15 protein-coding genes and 2 tRNA genes are annotated in these 17925 nt (G+C 41.0%); 8 read left to right on the forward strand and 9 right to left on the reverse strand.

All coding sequences use genetic code 11. The annotated features are described in order from the left end of the window. Positions 1-6: 6 nt before the first annotated feature. From ACT3S4_RS01210 to ACT3S4_RS01225, 4 genes are all read left to right on the forward strand, one after another. Positions 7-705 carry a hypothetical protein gene (locus ACT3S4_RS01210; RefSeq protein ID WP_201560129.1) on the forward strand — a complete coding sequence of 233 codons (699 nt, stop codon included), beginning with the start codon at positions 7-9 and terminating at the stop codon, positions 703-705. 196 nt (positions 706-901) lie between these two features. Further along, a complete protein-coding gene (locus tag ACT3S4_RS01215) occupies positions 902-2011 on the forward strand; it encodes a hypothetical protein (RefSeq protein WP_444760242.1) in 1110 nt (369 codons plus the stop codon). A gap of 45 nt (positions 2012-2056) precedes the next feature. Continuing rightward, the gene (locus tag ACT3S4_RS01220) at positions 2057-3271 is read left to right on the forward strand and encodes a hypothetical protein (protein WP_444760243.1); all 1215 of its coding nucleotides are present in this window, start codon (positions 2057-2059) and stop codon (positions 3269-3271) included. A 267-nt stretch (positions 3272-3538) separates the two neighbouring features. After that, entirely contained in the window at positions 3539-4252 is a 714-nt protein-coding gene (locus ACT3S4_RS01225; RefSeq protein ID WP_201560131.1) for a GAD-like domain-containing protein, read from the forward strand. A 259-nt stretch (positions 4253-4511) separates the two neighbouring features. Here the strand turns inward: ACT3S4_RS01225 and copM are convergent, their stop codons facing one another. The 3 genes from copM to ACT3S4_RS01240 form a co-directional block, all read right to left on the reverse strand. Next, entirely contained in the window at positions 4512-5246 is a 735-nt protein-coding gene (gene copM / locus ACT3S4_RS01230; protein WP_227675966.1) for a CopM family metallochaperone, read from the reverse strand. A gap of 125 nt (positions 5247-5371) precedes the next feature. Then, on the reverse strand, positions 5372-5839 hold the full coding sequence (locus ACT3S4_RS01235) for a DUF305 domain-containing protein (RefSeq protein WP_227675967.1): 468 nt from the start codon (positions 5837-5839) through the stop codon (positions 5372-5374). Between the two features lie 81 nt (positions 5840-5920). Next, positions 5921-6529: a DUF411 domain-containing protein gene (locus ACT3S4_RS01240; protein ID WP_444760244.1), complete on the reverse strand. Its 609-nt coding sequence runs from the start codon at positions 6527-6529 to the stop codon at positions 5921-5923. A gap of 223 nt (positions 6530-6752) precedes the next feature. On the opposite strand from ACT3S4_RS01240, the gene ACT3S4_RS01245 reads away from it, so the two are divergent. Further along, positions 6753-7520 (forward strand): heavy metal response regulator transcription factor, encoded by a 768-nt coding sequence (locus ACT3S4_RS01245; protein ID WP_087815471.1) that lies wholly within the window; start codon positions 6753-6755, stop codon positions 7518-7520. Between the two features lies 1 nt (position 7521). Continuing rightward, positions 7522-9003 (forward strand): ATP-binding protein, encoded by a 1482-nt coding sequence (locus tag ACT3S4_RS01250; RefSeq protein WP_444760245.1) that lies wholly within the window; start codon positions 7522-7524, stop codon positions 9001-9003. A 287-nt stretch (positions 9004-9290) separates the two neighbouring features. On the opposite strand, the gene ACT3S4_RS01255 is transcribed toward ACT3S4_RS01250, so the two are convergent. The 4 genes from ACT3S4_RS01255 to msrB all read right to left on the reverse strand — a co-directional run bounded on the left by ACT3S4_RS01255 (position 9291) and on the right by msrB (position 10871). Beyond that, positions 9291-9367 (reverse strand) — tRNA-Asp (locus ACT3S4_RS01255). A gap of 51 nt (positions 9368-9418) precedes the next feature. Further along, positions 9419-9494: transfer RNA gene (locus ACT3S4_RS01260), tRNA-Val, on the reverse strand. Positions 9495-9798: 304 nt separating this feature from the next. Beyond that, positions 9799-10284, reverse strand: a complete 486-nt coding sequence (locus tag ACT3S4_RS01265; RefSeq protein WP_444760246.1) for a glutathione peroxidase — start codon at positions 10282-10284, stop codon at positions 9799-9801. 161 nt (positions 10285-10445) lie between these two features. Then, the gene (gene msrB / locus ACT3S4_RS01270; RefSeq protein WP_045448234.1) at positions 10446-10871 is read right to left on the reverse strand and encodes a peptide-methionine (R)-S-oxide reductase MsrB; all 426 of its coding nucleotides are present in this window, start codon (positions 10869-10871) and stop codon (positions 10446-10448) included. Positions 10872-11345: 474 nt separating this feature from the next. Between msrB and ACT3S4_RS01275 the strand changes: the two genes are divergently transcribed. Then, positions 11346-12989 (forward strand): aminotransferase class I/II-fold pyridoxal phosphate-dependent enzyme, encoded by a 1644-nt coding sequence (locus ACT3S4_RS01275; RefSeq protein WP_444760247.1) that lies wholly within the window; start codon positions 11346-11348, stop codon positions 12987-12989. 109 nt (positions 12990-13098) lie between these two features. Here ACT3S4_RS01275 and ACT3S4_RS01280 read toward each other — a convergent pair whose 3' ends face one another. Together ACT3S4_RS01280 and ACT3S4_RS01285 are read right to left on the reverse strand one after the other, a co-directional pair. Beyond that, complete coding sequence (locus ACT3S4_RS01280; RefSeq protein WP_444760248.1) at positions 13099-14706, reverse strand: inorganic phosphate transporter; 1608 nt, start codon at positions 14704-14706, stop codon at positions 13099-13101. 607 nt (positions 14707-15313) lie between these two features. Then, positions 15314-16942 carry an ATPase gene (locus ACT3S4_RS01285; RefSeq protein ID WP_201560137.1) on the reverse strand — a complete coding sequence of 543 codons (1629 nt, stop codon included), beginning with the start codon at positions 16940-16942 and terminating at the stop codon, positions 15314-15316. Positions 16943-17195: 253 nt separating this feature from the next. On the opposite strand from ACT3S4_RS01285, the gene ACT3S4_RS01290 reads away from it, so the two are divergent. Next, positions 17196-17906: an FFLEELY motif protein gene (locus ACT3S4_RS01290; RefSeq protein WP_045451210.1), complete on the forward strand. Its 711-nt coding sequence runs from the start codon at positions 17196-17198 to the stop codon at positions 17904-17906. Positions 17907-17925 lie beyond the last annotated feature (19 nt).

A 17925-nucleotide genomic window follows, 5' to 3' on the forward strand; every position in this document is an offset into this window, starting at 1 on the left:
GTCTATATGAAAACAACCAAACTAACACTTACTATAATGGTTACTGCATTATTTCCCGCTTGTGACACCACTTATTCTGACTCACTTATTACCGAGTCCGATCAAGTGATCGAATCTGCTATAAAACTGGATGAATATAATAGCGCTGAGCACGTATCACCCTCGAATACTGAACCTCGAATACAACAGGAAGTCACTACAATAGACTGGGCTCCGCTTATTACGAGAACACCAGCAAAACAAGCCCGAGAACCATTTTTTTTACCTAACGAAAATGTAAAAGAAACTAAAAACTTATTCCACAAAGACTATAATTTAAACCAAATAAATAGTAAACAATTTGAAGAAACAGCATATGGCTTTTTTGTTGTCATTCAATATGATGATGGCACTATCTTAGATTACTCACTGGATAAAGTGAATAATAAATATTTTGTGAAGAGGTTTACCTTAGCTGGAAAATATCAACCACATGACCCGTTTAATAGACTCGATGAAGATATCATCTATAAAATATTAGAAATCAGCGGGGCAGATAACCCTGAATTATTTTTCCAAGAGCTCATCAGCAGCCCTAAGATCACCAAATACAAAGGATGTACTGTTCAACAAAAACAATCAAAATATGCGATGGTGGATTTGACATCATGTGAGTTTGATAACAGAACAGATTTGTCTTTATATAACTCTAAATCTAACCCTTAGAATAAGGCAAATCATATCAAACTAACTACGCCAGTCATGTGGCAGTTTGAAGGTCAACAAGGGTAAGGATATAAAATCCCATTATTCAAGCAACTAAGGCATGTTTGGTATTATGTTTAAACAAATTTTCATTACTCTGATTTGCTTTAGCTTCCTTTTTTTAGCTACTGCCTGCCAAGCAGAAAAAGAGGTTATTATGCCTGATAAACCTTTAGAAATTGCCTTAAACATGACTGCTAAAGATTTATACGATGCTAACCCTGAGTATAAAGCTTTCCAAGAAGCGGACGCTCAGCCTATGGGGGTTACTTTTCAAGGTTATGACTTTCCAACAAGCAACATGGGGAAAGTAATTTTCCATTATTCTGATGATAGTTTCAATATTGACCAAGTTGTCACTATTTTAGCTATGGATAAGGTAACTAGCGAGCAGAGAGGGTTGAATAAAATTACAGTTGATTTTTTCTTCGATGAGACAGACAGCGGTATATCAGACGAAGATGCTTATAAAAAAATGATGTTTTTCTTTAAAGAACTACAAGATAAGGGTTGGACTTATGCGCATTCAAATAGTGCTCCTAGGTTGACTGCCAAAGACAGTTTTACATTTGCAACGACAGATGAAGGTTCAGAATTATATCTTGACTACAGTTACCCACTTACTTTTAAAGAATGGATGCAACTGAGTGATCTACAGCTATGGCGATTAAGATATGGCACAGAAATCTATATGGACATTAGGATAAATAGACAAACAGATCCATCTACTGGTAATCGTCATTATCTAATTAGTTTAGATGTCTATGACGAATTAGAAAAAATTCAAACCAATTTAAACTCTGAGGATAGAATCAGATGGCAAGATACCTATCCAGAAACCTATCCAGAAATAGCCTCTTGGAGATTAGAGAATGAAACTTCTGCCATCAATATGGGTCTAAGAATTCAGCAAAATCAACCTGACTATACCCTCCCCCTTGTATTAGAAAAAACTGGCATCGATACCAGCAAATTCATCTCAATAGACCCCTACAAAATCACTTATGAAGAGTTTATGCAGCGTTCTGAGGCGGGTGAAGACATGACGCCTTATTATGAGAATCAAACCAAACCCAATAAACCCGAAATCACCAGTCAAGCAAAAGGTCGTTGCTTGCCGAACCAGCCTTGCCCTAGATCAGGCTACTGGTTTACTTTAGCCAAAGCAGACAGCCGAGCCTACTTTAAGCAAGACGACATCATGCCAGATTATCCTAATAACCAATGGGGTGAGGTGATTTGGCAGTTTGAGGGTAAGACAGGTTAGGTATATTGCATTATTGATCTATACGACTAAGACAGGTTTTGAGTTATGTTTAAGCGATCTCTCAGTATTCTCATTTGTTTTAGTCTGACCTTTCTAACGACTGCCTGCCAAGCAGAAAAAGAGGTTGTTATCCCCCCTCATGCTTATGTTTCAGTAGAAGAAAGCCCTGAAACCTTTAAAAAAAATAATGAGGACATTAAACAGTATTGGAGTTTTGATGATAATCCTCTCAATATTGGTAGCTTAGGCGTTACTTTTTATAAATTACGTTTTCCTAGCGATAATTATGCCACTGTTACGTTTACTTACCCTAATGTTCCGTCATTTACTATCCAAAATGTTAGTAGTACTTCAGGATTCTACAGTCACGATAGACCAGAACGAGGCATAGAGTCTTCTGCAGTTCGTTTCTTTATCGAAAATGCGCAAGGTAGTTATGGTGTTACGAAAAAAGATGCCTATGTCGCCATGCAAAAGTTGTTTAAACAGCTAGAAGAGCAAGATTGGTTAGATGATCACCGCATTGACGACCCTCGTATATCTATTCAAGATAGCTATACTTACGGTACTAGCGAAAACGTTGCAGATGATTTTGTAAATTATCAATACCCTTTAACTTTTAATCAATTCAAAAAACTACCGAGCTTACAAACATGGAGCTTGCGACATGGTACTGATGTTTTTTTAACGGTTGACATGCAATACAACTTTGAAGAAGAAATTGGTAGTTACGTCTATATGGTCAGCTTAGATTTTAGGTCTGAAGAAAATTATATTAATAGTTATATCAGTTATGACAATCCAAACGACACTATGGAATCACTCTTTACAAAGGCTTATCCAGACTTACCTACGTCTAGGTTATACGCTGAAACCCAAGCTTTAGAAATAGGTTTAGACATCCAGCAAAATCAACCTGACTACACCTTACCTATCGTTTTAGAAAGAACTGGCATCGATACCAGCAAATTCATCTCAATAGACCCCTACAAAATCACTTACGAAGAATTTATCGAACGTAAAAAAGCTGGTGAAGACATGACTCCTTATTATGAAAATCAGCCAAAGGCTAAGCCTGAAATAACCAGTCAAGTCCAAGGACGTTGCCCAGCAGGACAACCTTGCTCAAAATCAGGCTACTGGTTTACTTTAGCCAAAGCAGACAGCCGTAGTTACTTTAGACAAGGCGAAACCATGCCAGACTATCCAAACAACAACTGGGGTGAAGTGATTTGGCAGTTTGAGGGTAAGAAAGGTTAGTTTGTTATTATTTTACTTAAACCACCTTTGTGTGGTTTTTTATATTTATGACTCTCAACTCAAGCTCGAGCTCCAATAACAAACTGGACAACTACCAGTATCATCCTGCTACTTTGATGCAACTAGGGCTTGATAGAGAATTAAACGACCACAGGGCAATTAATAAGGCATTATTAAACAGTAATAATAAATAGCAAGCCAACACCTACCAACAAATATCATTGACACTGATTAATATGTACAAATAAACATCTAAAGGATAGAAAAATGAGTCACTTTATTATAGATGAAGGATTTGATTATTTTTTAGAAAAATTCGGCCAACCTGACTGGCAACAACCTGTTGATCAAGCTACCTTAAATTACTATCAGGGTAAATTACCTAATAGACTTCTATTCTATTGGCAACAGTTTGGTTTTTGTCGTTTTAAACAAGGTCTGTTTTGGATAGTCAATCCAGCTGATTATGAAGATGAGCTAGCGCTTTGGCTAGGTGAAGATATTTCAAAGCAAGATAGCTACTATGTCATTGCTCGTAGTGGTTTCGGTGAATTATACGTTTGGGGAGAGAAGACAGGGTTTGCTTTTGAGATCACCCCTACTCTCGGGTGGGTAAGGCTAAAACAAGGTGACGCAAAAGATATAGCCACTGGGCTTGAGGATAGAAAGTTAGAATTATTTTTTGCTTTTCAACAAATTAAATATATTGAGATGGAAGACAATAACGGTAAACCACTATTTGACCGTTGCATTAAAAAAATTGGCGCTCTTGAATACGATGAAATGTTTGGCTTTGTCCCTGCCCTTGCGATTAGTGACAATGCTTCTATCAAAAATATAGATAAGATGAATATCTTTGTACATCTCAATCTTTTACCCGACTTGATTGAAATTCAACATATCGACTTCAAACGCTTAGGACAAATGGCTTTTGGTGTTGAAGATTCATCAAACTTGCCTGATTTAGATAGTTTAGAGTGATTAATTACGACTAAGCCACCTTCGGGTGGTTTAAACACAGATACACTATCCTAGCAAGTCTTACTCATATCAATGGCGTACCTAGGAGACTCAACCTTTTAAGGCTTATGGTAGACAAAGGTGGCGACGCGCATATTGATACAGGCACTAGCGAAATTTTAGAGAAGATTAAGAAATGTAAAGTAGAAGAAGCAGTACCTTAAGAAATATAAGACACTGCTTTTTATCTAAAATACATCCATTCTTAAGCACTCATTATTTAACTATTATGCTTGGCTATCCAGTTTTGCATTTGCTCAATTTCAGCCTGCTGCGCGTCAATTACTTGTTGTGCCAATTGACGCATTTCTTCATTTTTGCCATACTTTAGCTGTATCTTTGCCATATCTACTGCGCCAATATGATGCGGCAACATACCACGAGCAAATGCCATATCTGGGTTAGGGTCAGCGATACCTGCTATCATTTCACTATGCATCGTATCCATACCTTTAGCATAAGCTGTCTGCATGGCTTCAGTATCAGACGTTGGCTCAGCAGCATCAGGATGGTTGGCAAGCCAGTTCTGCATTTGCTCGATTTCAGCTTTCTGAGCGTCAATAATCTCTTGTGCCAACTGACGCATTTCTGCATCCGTACCATACTTTAGCTGAATCTCTGCCATATCAACAGCACCTATATGATGACCAAGCATTCCTTGGGCAAAGGCAGCATCGGGATCGTTGTATGCCATGCCTGCCATCATTTCATCATGCATTTTAGTCATAGAGTCATTATACTCTCCATGCATGCCCGTCATCGCATCGCCTGACATATCATGACCTGCATGCGCATCCATCGCGCTAGTGTCTGTTGTAGCATTATTAACGGGAGCCGCCTCGTCTTTGACAGTAGCCTCTGTTACGTCATTCGTCGGCTGACAAGCGCTAAGCATCATCACGGCACTGACACTAACTGCAAGCATGGCAAGACGTGAATTTCTTATCATTTTCATGGTAGATCCTTAATTACGATCATTTGGTAGTTATGGTTCATATAAAAACTGGCAAATCAGCTAAGATCCACCAGTTGGAAAAATCATTTAATTTATGTACTAAGAGCAGTGTGTTTTAAGGCTATTTATTCTAATGCTTCGATCAGTGCCTGCATCTCTTTAATTTCACGCTTTTGTGCTTCGATGATGTCGTCAGCAAGTTGCTGTACTCTAGGATCTTCTATATCGGCTCTTGAGCTGGTTAAGATCGCAATTGAATGATGCGGTATCATAGCCTGCATCCAATCCACTTGATCGACGGTTGCTTGAGATCTGACGCCCCAGATACCCACGGTAAATAGCAATACGCTCAGACCATAAGTCATTAAGTTGACCTTAGTTTTCTTGTACATATTGCTCATAAAGGCGAGCATAATCACTGCCATGCCTGCGCCCATATATAGCGCCATATAGGCTCTGGTCTCACTAAAATAAATATGATCCCACTCATAAGTATTGAAGTACATCATGATATACATCACCACGGTAGACGTCAGAATCATGAGGGTAAACTTTACATAAGGGTTCATCTGTTTTTGCTCTGCATGATTCATCAGTCAGTCTCCATCAATGCTGCTATCAGTACTACAATGAGTAGCTGAAATTTAAACAATCTATCTAAATAAAGTATTGGCTTATAGCTGCTGCTCTGCGGACTCAATCTCAGCGTATACTTGGTTTGTGCCATCTTTATTGATTTGCATAATTTGGTACGGCATAAACTTATCTTGATATTCCATACCAGGACTACCGACGGGCATACCCGGTACCGCCAAACCAATGGCTTGCTTTGGTGGATTTTGCAAAAACTCAGCCACATACTTGGCAGGAACATGACCTTCGATGACATAACCATCACTGGTAACGGCGGTATGGCAAGAACGCATCTCAGCAGGCACACCGTAACGCTCTTTAAATAATGACAAGTCTGCAACATCATGGGCAGTTGTCGTTAACCCATTATCTTCTGCGTGCCCTATCCATTCTTTACAACAGCCACAATTGGCATCTTTATAGACAGTGGCTGACACGTTCTTGAGCAGGTCTGGGTTGTTGGCTGGTGTCTCTGTCACTGTTTGCTTACTCTGTATAGCGTTTGCCTCACCACTGCTGGCGTTAGCGGCATTGGCAGTAGAGGTGCTAGCATTAGAAGCATTGCTGTCAGATTGCCCACACGCTGATAATATGACAGAGGTTAATAAGACCGCTGACCCTCGAACAAACTTAACGGTAAAAGGAATCATAGAGGCTTCTCATAGTGTTGAATATTTCATGGTGTTGAATATTAAAATTAGGATGTACTGAAGCCAAACTAGCATAGCCACTCTGACAGTCAGATGACACCAAGATGACAATTTTGTCATCTTATAGACTGAGCATAGGTTTATTACCAGTATTCCTCTATGATTGATAATAATAGAGACATTTTATATTGATCTCATCCTAAATAATTGGCGCGAGTATGCTATGAAAGTATTGTTAGTCGAAGATGAGTTATCGCTTGGCGATTATATTAAAAAAGGTTTAAGCGAGGCAGGTTTTATCGTTGAGCATAGAACCACCGGTTTAGATGGTTATCATGCTCTGATGACTGAGGACTTCACTGTCGTGGTGATGGATGTGATGCTGCCTGATGTCAGTGGTTTTGAGCTGGTCAGTAACTATCGCGCTGCTGGTAACACCACCCCTGTATTATTTTTGACCGCAAAAGACGACCTTAGCGACCGCATAAAAGGCTTTGAGATTGGCGGTGACGATTATCTCACTAAACCTTTTGCCTTCGCTGAGCTGCTAGTCAGAATCAAAAGCTTGCTACGCCGTGCCAATCAAGCAGATTACGCCAGCACAGTGCTTCAAATCGCTGATTTAAAACTGGATATCGCTAAACGTAGCGTGCATCGAGATAAGGGTTCTATCAAATTGACGGCCAAAGAATTTGCGCTATTGCAGTTTTTACTTGAGCATCAAGGCGAAGTATTGCCCCGCTCTGTCATCGCTTCACAAGTATGGGATATGAATTTTGATAGCGATACCAATGTGATTGATGTGGCGATAAGACGCTTACGAAGTAAAATCGACGATGGCTTTGAAAATAAGCTCATTCATACTGTACGCGGTATGGGTTATAAACTAGAAGCGGACAATAGCGCCGTTACAGTCAATAATGACACCAACATTGATATGAGTAATGAAGCTGATACGGTTTCTAAACTCAATCACGTTGAAGTGAAATAGCATGGCATACAAATCAGAGCATCGACGCTTGTCATTACTGTGGCGCACTACCCTAGTATTAACTTTATGTGTGCTGATATCTCAAGCTTTTTTGTACATATGGATACAGCGTTCGGTTAATGATCATTTTGAACAAATGGACTCAGAGATCCTGACTCATGCTGCGTTTAATTTACGACAGTATATGACAGAGGTGACATCGGATGATCAGCGCTCTGACAACCTTGCCGACCCTGCTCATCTCGCTAATACAGCATCATCCGTGGTAGATATTTTTCGACCAGATTATGAAGTCAAAACAATTATCACTGACCATAATGGACATGTCATTAATAGTCAGCCAAAGGATTTTATTGATAAACTCAATGACTCCCAATTGGTCGAAAAACTATGGCAGCAGCACCGCGATCAACCCTTTGACTTGCAGCTTAATCATCGTCATTATCGCGCGCTGGTCATTGAGCACTCTAATCGCTTGGCATTAATCGCGCTACCGATTGATGTGCATCATCAATACCTTGCCCAGTTTAATCACCATCTTATTCTGATACTTATTGCGATCACTTTTATCTTGGTATCAGTGGCGGCTTTTAGCGTCTATTTAGGATTCGCCCCCTTAGCGACCATCAGTCAAAAAATGGCACGTATCAACGCCGAGCAGTTAGACGATAGAATCATCGTCTCTGAAATGCCAAGCGAGTTGCGACCCTTGGCTGACGCTTATAATGCCATGATGGATAAACTCGAACACAACTTTGCCTCATTATCACAGTTTTCAGATGACATTGCTCACGAACTGCGCACACCACTGGCAACGTTAAGCACCCAAACTCAAGTGATGCTCAGTAAACCTAGAGACCATCAAGAATATGTCGAGCAGTTACATCATCAACACGACACGCTCAAGCAACTATCCCTGCTAATTAACAATATGCTATTGCTGGCAAAAACTCAAAAAGGCCTATACGACTCACAACGTCATCTTGTCGATACCGACTCACTGATAATTAAGCTCATCGATTATTTTGAGCTGATAGCCGAAGAGCGCGGTATCTCTTTTGAGAAAAAAGGGGCATTTGATGTGGTATTAGGGGATGAGAGCTTGTTACAAAGGCTGTTTGCCAACTTGATATCTAATGCGATTTACTACGCCGCCAGCGACAGTATCATTACTATTACCGCCGTTTCTAAGACTGCTAGCCTCATAAAACATAACGCTCACGCCCTTAGAGAAACGGCTCAGCAGCCATCGCTAAACATCACCATCACTAATCGCTTGCAGACGCCTCTAACTCAAGCGGAAGCAGATAGACTGTTTGAACGCTTTTATCGTCATCACAAATCCAATAATCAGCATTCGGGCACAGGGCTGGGATTGGCCATCGTACAAGCGATCGTCAATGCCCATAACGGCAAAGTCAGTATTACCATTAAGGATGAGTATTACTTTCAAGTTAACGTACAGTTATTAAAAGAATCATAGGGCGTGTTTAATCGAGAAATGGTCACCTTTTGGTCACCGAGCAGGTGGTCAGCAAGGAGGTGATCAGCGATTTTCAAAAGTTAGAATGTATGCAAACAAACTTATAGAGAATACTTTATCGAAGATAGACTAGTCCCTAAGAGTTGATAAGGAAAAAAAGCCAACCTTTATAGATAAAGGCTGTAAGAAGAATTTTAGACACAAAAAAACCCCAAACAAAATTATGTTTGAGGCGAAACTTGCTTAAACTCGAGAGTTTAAAATTTGTTTTAGCTTTTTACTAAATATGGCGCAGCGGACGGGACTCGAACCCGCGACCCCCGGCGTGACAGGCCGGTATTCTAACCAACTGAACTACCGCTGCTTAGGTCGTCTTAGCATCTTCTCTTATTACAGAGACACTCGCTAAAAAGAGTGGTGGGTGATGACGGATTCGAACCGCCGACATTCTGCGTGTAAGGCAGACGCTCTACCAACTGAGCTAATCACCCTAAGAAGCTTTAAAAAATTGCACTGCAATTCTAACTTCACAAATTAAAATTCCTTAAAGGGAATTTTATAGAAAGTTTAATCTTTAAAGTTGTCACGCTTTAAGTCAGTAAAAATTCTAACAACATTGAACTTAATTAAGTCCCCTTGCTGTGGGTGTGTATTATATAGATTTACACATGGCTGTCAAACAGTATTTTCAGTTTTTTAACCTATTTTATAGATTTTTATTTATTAATCTGACAAGCTTATGTTTTCATTGGATTTATATTTTTATAAAAAACCAATAAATTTTCAAGCATGACCCTATTTACTGGCTAATGCTTGTTCGATATCCATTTTTATGGCATCTGGTTTGGTGGTTGGCGCATAGCGGTCAATGACCTGTCCATCTTTACCAATTAAAAACTTAGTAAAATTCCATTTGATACCATCTGTCAATACACCACCCTTTTGCTCTTTGAGCCAATCAAAAATAGGATGAGCGTCTTTGCCATTGACATCAACCTTCGCCATCATTGGAAAACTGACACCATAGTTCTTTTGACAAAATGCGCCAATCTCATCATTACTCTCTGGATCTTGTCCGCCAAATTGATTACAAGGGAAACCAATAACGACCAATCCTTGATCTTTATATTGCTGATATATTGCCTCTAGGCCTTCAAATTGCGGCGTAAACCCACATTTGCTCGCGGTATTGACGATTAATAACACATTACCTTGATAATCAGCAAAGGCTTGTGCAGTTCCGTCCATGCGCTCAGCAGTAAAATCATAAATCGTGCTCATCATTTGTCCTTAAATCGATTAGTTATTATTTTGATATTCTTTTAAGCCGTGCTCATTTTTCAATAACAGTGAAAACATTAATAATGCTAATAACTGGCAAGGCAGCATCTCGCGCTGCCCTGCCATGATTCTAAAATACTCTAAGCAATTTGTTTTACCAATTACTTTTCAGATTTATCTAAATCAATAGATACAGAATTGATGCAATAGCGCATCCCCGTCGTCTCGCTTGGGCCGTCAGGGAAGACATGACCTAAATGTGCGCCGCAGTTACTACAGGTCACTTCTGTCCGCGTCATGCCAAGCGAATTATCCACATGCTCCTCGATAGCGCTGTTATCAACTCCTTGGTCAAAACTTGGCCAACCACAGCTGGCATCAAATTTATTGCTTGAGTCAAATAGGCTCGCACCGCAGCCTTTGCAGCGATAAATACCATCATCAGTCGCATCATTATAGACGCCCGTAAATGGGCGTTCTGTACCCTTTTCACGCATCACGTGATATTCATCAGCACTCAAACGCTCTTTCCAATCAGCTTCTGTTAATTGGCTGATTTCTTCTTGGCTAAGTTGATTGTCTTGCATAATGTATCCTTAATTTGGGTATGTATTATCTCATCCATTAGCATTAGCTTTTATCTGCTATTAACTAACACTTTATCGCCATATTTTTATAAAAACGATGGGCCTTATCTATTGTTTATCCACTCAATATTCAAGGCATACATTACAAGAAAACTATCATAAACAAGTGATAGCGTAAGGTATTGAAAAAGCTATGATAAATAAAATACAGCAAATTTTCTTAACGTATCAATGAATACAGATGTAGCCATGATAATAACTCTCTGAAAGAAGTTTGATATCTAGTATAGCAGCAATGAGGCAACGATAATACTGCCAATGCAAGTTATTCTTGCATTGGCAAATATACTACCCTTAAAAACAGCTTGCATTGATACTGATAATGCAATAATATCTTGCATTAAGGCTTAATTAAAACAAATGCCTGCTTTCCTTCTCTCGATTACCAACTAATAAATAAAGGCTTGAATGACTATGGCTGATGACAAGAATAAAGGCTCACAAGCCGAAAGACTGGTACAGCTACGTCGTGATAAAGGGCTGACTGCTGAGCAATTAGCGCAAGCCATGACCGCAGCAGGCGCAAAAGTCAGTCGCGGTGCTATCTCGAATTGGGAGCGTGGCACCAATGGTATTGTGTCATCTAAACTACCAACGCTAGCACACATTTTAGGTTGCAGCGAAGGCTATCTGTTACGCGGTGAACTAAAAAACGACAGTGATAATAATAAAGAGGTGAGTGAAATCACTCATTCTCATAACAAAAATAGTCAAAACATGTCATTTTCTCAAACTGACAAGATACATGACTCCCAAGCCAATCAAACGACTACAACTCCTACTATAGATACAAACTCACAAAACAACCCTATGAGTGGCCACACTATGAACACAATAAAAAAATCGGATAAATTACAAAATGTTTGCTACGACATTCGTGGCCCGCTATTACAAACAGCCAATAAGATGGAAGCAGAAGGCAAACGTATATTAAAGCTGAATGTCGGTAACCCAGCCCCCTTTGGTTTAGAAGCCCCGCATGAGATTTTGCGCGATGTGGCGATGAACCTACCAGACGCGACCGGCTATTCCGACTCGCAAGGGATTTTTTCAGCGCGTAAAGCCGTCCTACAGTACTACCAATCAAAAGGGTTGCTATCGGCAGTTGATGTCCGTGACGTCTATTTGGGCAACGGAGTTTCTGAGCTGATTGTAATGACCATGCAGGCTTTGATGAATGATGGTGACGAAGTGCTTATCCCAATGCCAGACTACCCGCTTTGGACGGCAGCGGCGAATTTAGCTGGCGGCACAGCGGTACATTATCGCTGTAATGAAGACGATAATTGGCATCCTGATATCGAAGATATTAAATCTAAAATCACCTCTAAAACCAAAGGTATCGTGGTGATTAACCCTAATAATCCAACAGGTTCACTTTATAGTGATGAATTACTGAAACAAATTATTGAGGTCGCTAAAGCGCATGATTTAATTATTATGGCCGATGAAATTTATGATCGTATTCTTTATGATGATATGGTACACACCCCAATGAGCACCTTGACTGATGATGTGCTAGTGCTCTCATACAATGGCTTATCTAAATCGCATCGTATCGCGGGATTCCGTGCAGGTTGGATGATGGTGTCTGGCAAAAAGCACCATGCCACTGACTTTATCGAAGGCTTGGACATGTTAGCGTCTATGCGCTTGTGTTCCAACGTCCAAGGTCAGTATGCCATCCAAACGGCAATGGGTGGCTATCAAAGCATGAAAGAGCTCACGTCAGAGCGTGGGCGCTTATATAAGCAGCGTGAAATGGCTGTGTCACGGCTTAATGCGATCAAAGGTATCTCTTGTACCATGCCACAAGGCGCGTTTTATTGCTTTCCAAAGATGGATCCTGATATTTACCCTATCGAAGATGATATGGCATTTATGATGGATTTGCTTGTTGAAGAAAATGTCTTAATGGTGCAAGGAACAGGCTTTAACTGGGATAAGCCCGATCATTTCCGCTTGGTATTTTTGCCAAACCTACATGATTTAGAGGATGCCATGGACCGCTTAGATCGCTTCTTTGCCAAAAAGCGCAAACAATTTGGTACCGAATAAACCTTAATTTGACATAAAAAAAACGCTTATCGGCGTGATGCTGATAAGCGTTTTTTATTTGGAAACGTGCTTATAAATAACGTTAAATAAGACTTAATAAGCGTACATTTTAAAAAACATTGACCAAAATGATATAACTGATTGCAGACATTGCCGCTGCTGCAGGAAGAGTAATGATCCATGCCAAACCGATAGGTTTCATCAACGCCCAATTGGTGTCTCTATTGACAATACCGATGCCAAGTACTGCACCGACCAAGGTATGCGTGCTCGATACGGGCAGACCCATGGTTGACGCGCCCATTACCACTGCAGCCGCAGCCAATTCAGCTGAAAAACCAGAAGCGGGATGCATTTTTGCCAAGTTGGTACCAACCGTTTGAATGACTTCTTTGCCGATGAACCAAAGACCAACGATAAGCGCAACACCAAAGGTCAGCATAACCGCAGGCGGTACAGCGGCTTCAGTTGCAATGCTATTGGTACGGATAACATCCATAATCGCAGCAAAAGGACCGACTGCATTGGCAATATCGTTTGAGCCATGGCTAAAGGCAAAAGCAGAGGCGGTAAAGACTTGCATCCAGCTAAACATAATAAACGTCGCTTTGGTCAAATCTTCTTTATGTTTACCGCGGATACTCTTGGTATAGATAAAGGTCGCAAGCCACACCAGCGCCGCGATCATACCCATGATTAAAAAGCCTTGCAGCGTCGTCATGCCATTATTGACATTCTTTAGACCCTTAAAGATGACCAAAGAGGCCATGACCGCGCCGCCTGCAGCCGCAATGATAGGAACCCATTGCTTCAACGCTTTTAGCGTATCAAGGTTGCTGCGTTCATTTTCAATCTCATAAAGCTGTTTATAGTAGTCAGTCTCTAAATCTTCAACATCGCAATCGTCATCTTTGTAGATTTCTTGATCACGTAACATCGCTGACGTATAAGCCAACTGTTCTGATTCTGTTAAACCGTCCAAAAACTCTTTGTGGTTTTGTTTTAAGGTTTTTTTGTCGCCTTTCAAAGTCGCAATGTGCGCCTCTGTTCTATCATTATATTCAATGATGTTTTTCTTAATCTGTCCATATAATACATAGGACAAAACGCCGCCCAATAGCGGTGATAATACCCAAGAAATCGCGATGGTGCCAATCGTACTCCAATTCACCGTTGATAATGCCATTTCAGTACCACCTAACGTGATACCTAATACAATAGAGCTACCAACAACGCCGCCAATAATAGCGTGCGTGGTCGAAACGGGCAGACCCTTTTTGGTGGCAAATAATAGCCAAAATGCGGCAGCGATGAGCGCTGACAGCATGACATAAATGAATTGGTTGGGCGTTACTGAAAGACCATCTAAATCGACAATGCCGCTTCGAATGGTATCGGTGACTTCACCACCTGCCAGTACGGCTCCGGACACTTCAAATATCGCTGCGATACCCAGCGCTTGCGGGATAGTCAACGTCCCTGCACCTACTGAGGTACCAAAGGAGTTGGCGACATCGTTACCACCAATATTGAATGCCATAAAGACACCAAAAGCGGTGGCCACAATAAATAGCGTCGTCTGTTGACGCATCGTGTAATCTAGACCCCACCACAAAAAGTAGGCGGTCATCGCAATCAGTAAAATGGCAAAAAATAGATTTATTCTCATAGAACCGACTGATTTGACTGGCTCTGTAGAACTGTTGCTAATACCCATACGTTGATACGTCCTGCGTAAGCTGATTGAAATTATAGGCGGTTGATGACATTGCGCGGCTATTAATAATGCTCGTGATAGCTTCTGACATTAATATAACGTATATGAAACGCGCAATATGCTTGCTAAAAACGGTTTTTCTTACTGCTATCTTGGTGCTTTACCCTAGCGCTTACCTTATATTTACTCGTATTTTATTGTACGTAAAGATAGTAAATAAGGTAAAACACATCACTCAATATGTCACAAAGCCGCAAGGAATATTGCCAAATCGTCTGATTACAGCAGCTTGCGGCTTAGAGATGTCGTAGTAATAATTTTGATGCTAATAACTGCTATTGTAAGAACCTTTACCAAACTTATTAACCAGAGTGATTAAAATGTCTGTGTCAAAGGATAAAACACGCTACTCACTCAGTGAGTTTAGTGCACAGCAGGAGCTATTACGCGCCTATTATATTAAATATAAGCGCATAATGCATGATGATATTGCAAGATTTGTAACTGCCAGCATATGTGTTAGAAAACATCCTGCTGTAACGCCGCATTATACTCTCTTTCCCTGAATTTATTTAACGTTAAATATATAATAATGACCAATCGCATATCAGCTGCCACACACCGCTGATAGTTGCTTAATCGCATGATCTAAAACATCCAAACGTGCTTGACGCTTCTCATTGGTCGCGATGACGCACCACGGTGCGTACTCTGTATCGGTACGTGCCAGCATATCCGCCGCAGACTGCACATAATCCGACCATTTATCACGGTTACGCCAGTCATCGTCCGTCAGCTTAAACTGCTTGTGCGGTGTCTCCTGACGTGCCTCAAAACGTTTAAGCTGTTCTTTTTTATCGATAGCCAACCAGTATTTGATAACGATTGTCCCCGCCGCGGCTAAATCCGCCTCAAAACGATTGATTTCATCGTAAGCACGCTGCCATTCCTCATCCGTGGCAAAACCCTCAATGCGCTCAACCAAAACGCGCCCATACCAAGTCCGATCAAAAATGGCAATACGGCTGATACGGTCGGTTTGCTCGTTCGGAAGTTTGGTCCAAAAACGCCATAGATAAGGATGTTGCAGCTCATATAGCATTGGCGCACTGATATTATAAATTTGATACTCGCGTGGGTCGAGCGGCGCCACCAATCTTTTGATCGCGCCACCTTTGCCAGAAGCGTCCATTCCTTCAAAGGCAAAAACGATATGACGCCCTTTGCGCGCACGCAGCAACTGGGCAAGGCGAACTTGTTTTTCTACCAACGCATCACGATAGTCCGACTTATCAATCTCTGCATCATCGATATCTTTTAAAAATTTAGGAATTTTTACAGGTTCAAACTTTGCTGATTTGAGTGCTTGCTGAGCTTGCTTCTTAGCCTTTGATTTATCAGAGATTTTTACTGTATTTTTTTTACTATTCATTAGCGCGGTTTGCATCGCTTGTAGCACTTCATGGCAAAAGTGGTCAGCCGCATCTGACTTGTCATCACCATCAATGATGATCCAATCATCTTGCTGGCGTAGCAGAACGGTAGCCACTTGATTAAAGGTTTCGATAACTTTTTTACTATTCCAGTCAATTTGGTATAAAAACTGCGGATCGGCTTCATCGTCATTCAATCGCGCTTGCAATGTTTCGATATCGACATGAAACCAGCATTTAAGCAGTCGGGTTTGATTGGTAGCTAGGTCTTGTTCGAATGCTTGTAGCTTAATAAGCTGCTGCTGTAAATAGGCTTGCCATTGCGCAGTCGGTAACGCTTTGTCGTTGTCTGACGTTGTCATACGCATGACGTTATAAAGCAAGTCAGCATACCAGTTGCCAAAATAAACCATCACATCGCCATGACGGGGTAATGCCTTGATATGTGCCTGCCAAATCGGCTGATACGCTAAGGGACAATCACCAACGGTTGCCTCAACTTTAAGTAGTCGAGGATCTACCCATTGGCGCAATTGCTTAACAGCTGTGCCCTTGCCTGCCTGCTCCATACCATTGACCAATACCAATAGCCCTGTTGGTTTATTGAGGATTGGCGGCGTCTGTTGCCGCGTTGCTCGTAGAGCATATTGGGCCGTGACCAGTGCCAATCTCAGTGCATCTTTGTCCATAGAAAACTGGCTCAGGGGATTGGGAGTTAAGCGCTCATCGATAATCTGCTCACTAAATTGTGCAGTTAGCGCTTGTGGTGCGGTGGGTTCAGTCGTCTTATTATTTTTGCTCATAACTGTCATCATCCTATGATTGAAAGCGTGTTAGCGCCATCATAGCATTGCAGCAATTCGGTAAATAACGCTGCTATGTAACAGTTTGACATTTGTATTCTGCTTTATTTTCTTTTAAGGTGAACACAATCTCAGACACATGCTGTAATCACGCTCTATAAATACAAAAACCAAAAGTATAAAACACGGTTTATCCTGAGCTTTTTATTCGCAACCTTTTAATCCTCTTTACTTTTATGCAGGTTTACTGACCATGGCCTCTTTAGCCGATTTACAACAACATTTGAACCGTTTTTGGGCACTGCCTTATCATGAAGATTTGGCATTAAACGATAAACTTAGTGAGGTGCAAGCTTGGCAACGAGATCGTATTCAGAACACTCACAAAGACTTGTTCGAGCAACCTCAAAATCAGCTGATGGCAGATTATTTTTTGACACAATTGTATGGCGGCGATGAGTTTAAATTGCTGGCCAGACAGTTAGAACGTATTGTGCCTAAAGCGCAAAAAGTTGAACGTTTTGCGCCAGCAGCGGCTTTAGAGACTGGCAGCATGGCAATACAAGCAGCTATCTTAGCGATAGAGCTAGATTTACATTTAGCAGAATGGCTATTGGCTCAAGATTTAGCCGTTAACGAAGACAACATGCTGAACGCCTATCGCGTAGTCAATGAAGCCGACACCAGACGTATCCAAATCGGTCATTTAAAAGAGGTGTGCTATCGTACCGATAAATATATAAACTCTTTTATGTTGCAAAAAGCCTTTGCCTTGGCTAAAGGCACCGCCTACCGTTACAACTATCAGCCTTTGTATGAATTTATCGATTCAGGCTTTAAAGCGATGAAACCACTAAAAAGTGTCAGCGGCTTTATTGAACCGTTTTGTGAGCGTGAGCTTGAGATTATTGACCGTGTTCATGAGACGGATAATGGCGGTAAGCCAATGACGTTTGGTGTATGATAGACGCATCATTTGCTTG

This window comes from Psychrobacter sp. AOP30-A2-5 (genome assembly GCF_052378115.1).
GTDB lineage: Bacteria > Pseudomonadota > Gammaproteobacteria > Pseudomonadales > Moraxellaceae > Psychrobacter.

Excerpts from the sequence above, each read along its gene's own strand:
- ACT3S4_RS01210 (WP_201560129.1), top strand. The coding sequence starts at position 7 with ATGAAAACAACCAAACTAACACTTACTATAATGGTTACTGCATTATTT.
- ACT3S4_RS01215 (WP_444760242.1), top strand. The coding sequence starts at position 902 with ATGCCTGATAAACCTTTAGAAATTGCCTTAAACATGACTGCTAAAGAT.
- ACT3S4_RS01220 (WP_444760243.1), top strand. The coding sequence starts at position 2,057 with ATGTTTAAGCGATCTCTCAGTATTCTCATTTGTTTTAGTCTGACCTTT.
- ACT3S4_RS01225 (WP_201560131.1), top strand. The coding sequence starts at position 3,539 with ATGAGTCACTTTATTATAGATGAAGGATTTGATTATTTTTTAGAAAAA.
- copM (WP_227675966.1), bottom strand. The coding sequence starts at position 5,246 with ATGAAAATGATAAGAAATTCACGTCTTGCCATGCTTGCAGTTAGTGTC.
- ACT3S4_RS01235 (WP_227675967.1), bottom strand. The coding sequence starts at position 5,839 with ATGAATCATGCAGAGCAAAAACAGATGAACCCTTATGTAAAGTTTACC.
- ACT3S4_RS01240 (WP_444760244.1), bottom strand. The coding sequence starts at position 6,529 with ATGATTCCTTTTACCGTTAAGTTTGTTCGAGGGTCAGCGGTCTTATTA.
- ACT3S4_RS01245 (WP_087815471.1), top strand. The coding sequence starts at position 6,753 with ATGAAAGTATTGTTAGTCGAAGATGAGTTATCGCTTGGCGATTATATT.
- ACT3S4_RS01250 (WP_444760245.1), top strand. The coding sequence starts at position 7,522 with ATGGCATACAAATCAGAGCATCGACGCTTGTCATTACTGTGGCGCACT.
- ACT3S4_RS01265 (WP_444760246.1), bottom strand. The coding sequence starts at position 10,284 with ATGAGCACGATTTATGATTTTACTGCTGAGCGCATGGACGGAACTGCA.
- msrB (WP_045448234.1), bottom strand. The coding sequence starts at position 10,871 with ATGCAAGACAATCAACTTAGCCAAGAAGAAATCAGCCAATTAACAGAA.
- ACT3S4_RS01275 (WP_444760247.1), top strand. The coding sequence starts at position 11,346 with ATGGCTGATGACAAGAATAAAGGCTCACAAGCCGAAAGACTGGTACAG.
- ACT3S4_RS01280 (WP_444760248.1), bottom strand. The coding sequence starts at position 14,706 with ATGGGTATTAGCAACAGTTCTACAGAGCCAGTCAAATCAGTCGGTTCT.
- ACT3S4_RS01285 (WP_201560137.1), bottom strand. The coding sequence starts at position 16,942 with ATGAGCAAAAATAATAAGACGACTGAACCCACCGCACCACAAGCGCTA.
- ACT3S4_RS01290 (WP_045451210.1), top strand. The coding sequence starts at position 17,196 with ATGGCCTCTTTAGCCGATTTACAACAACATTTGAACCGTTTTTGGGCA.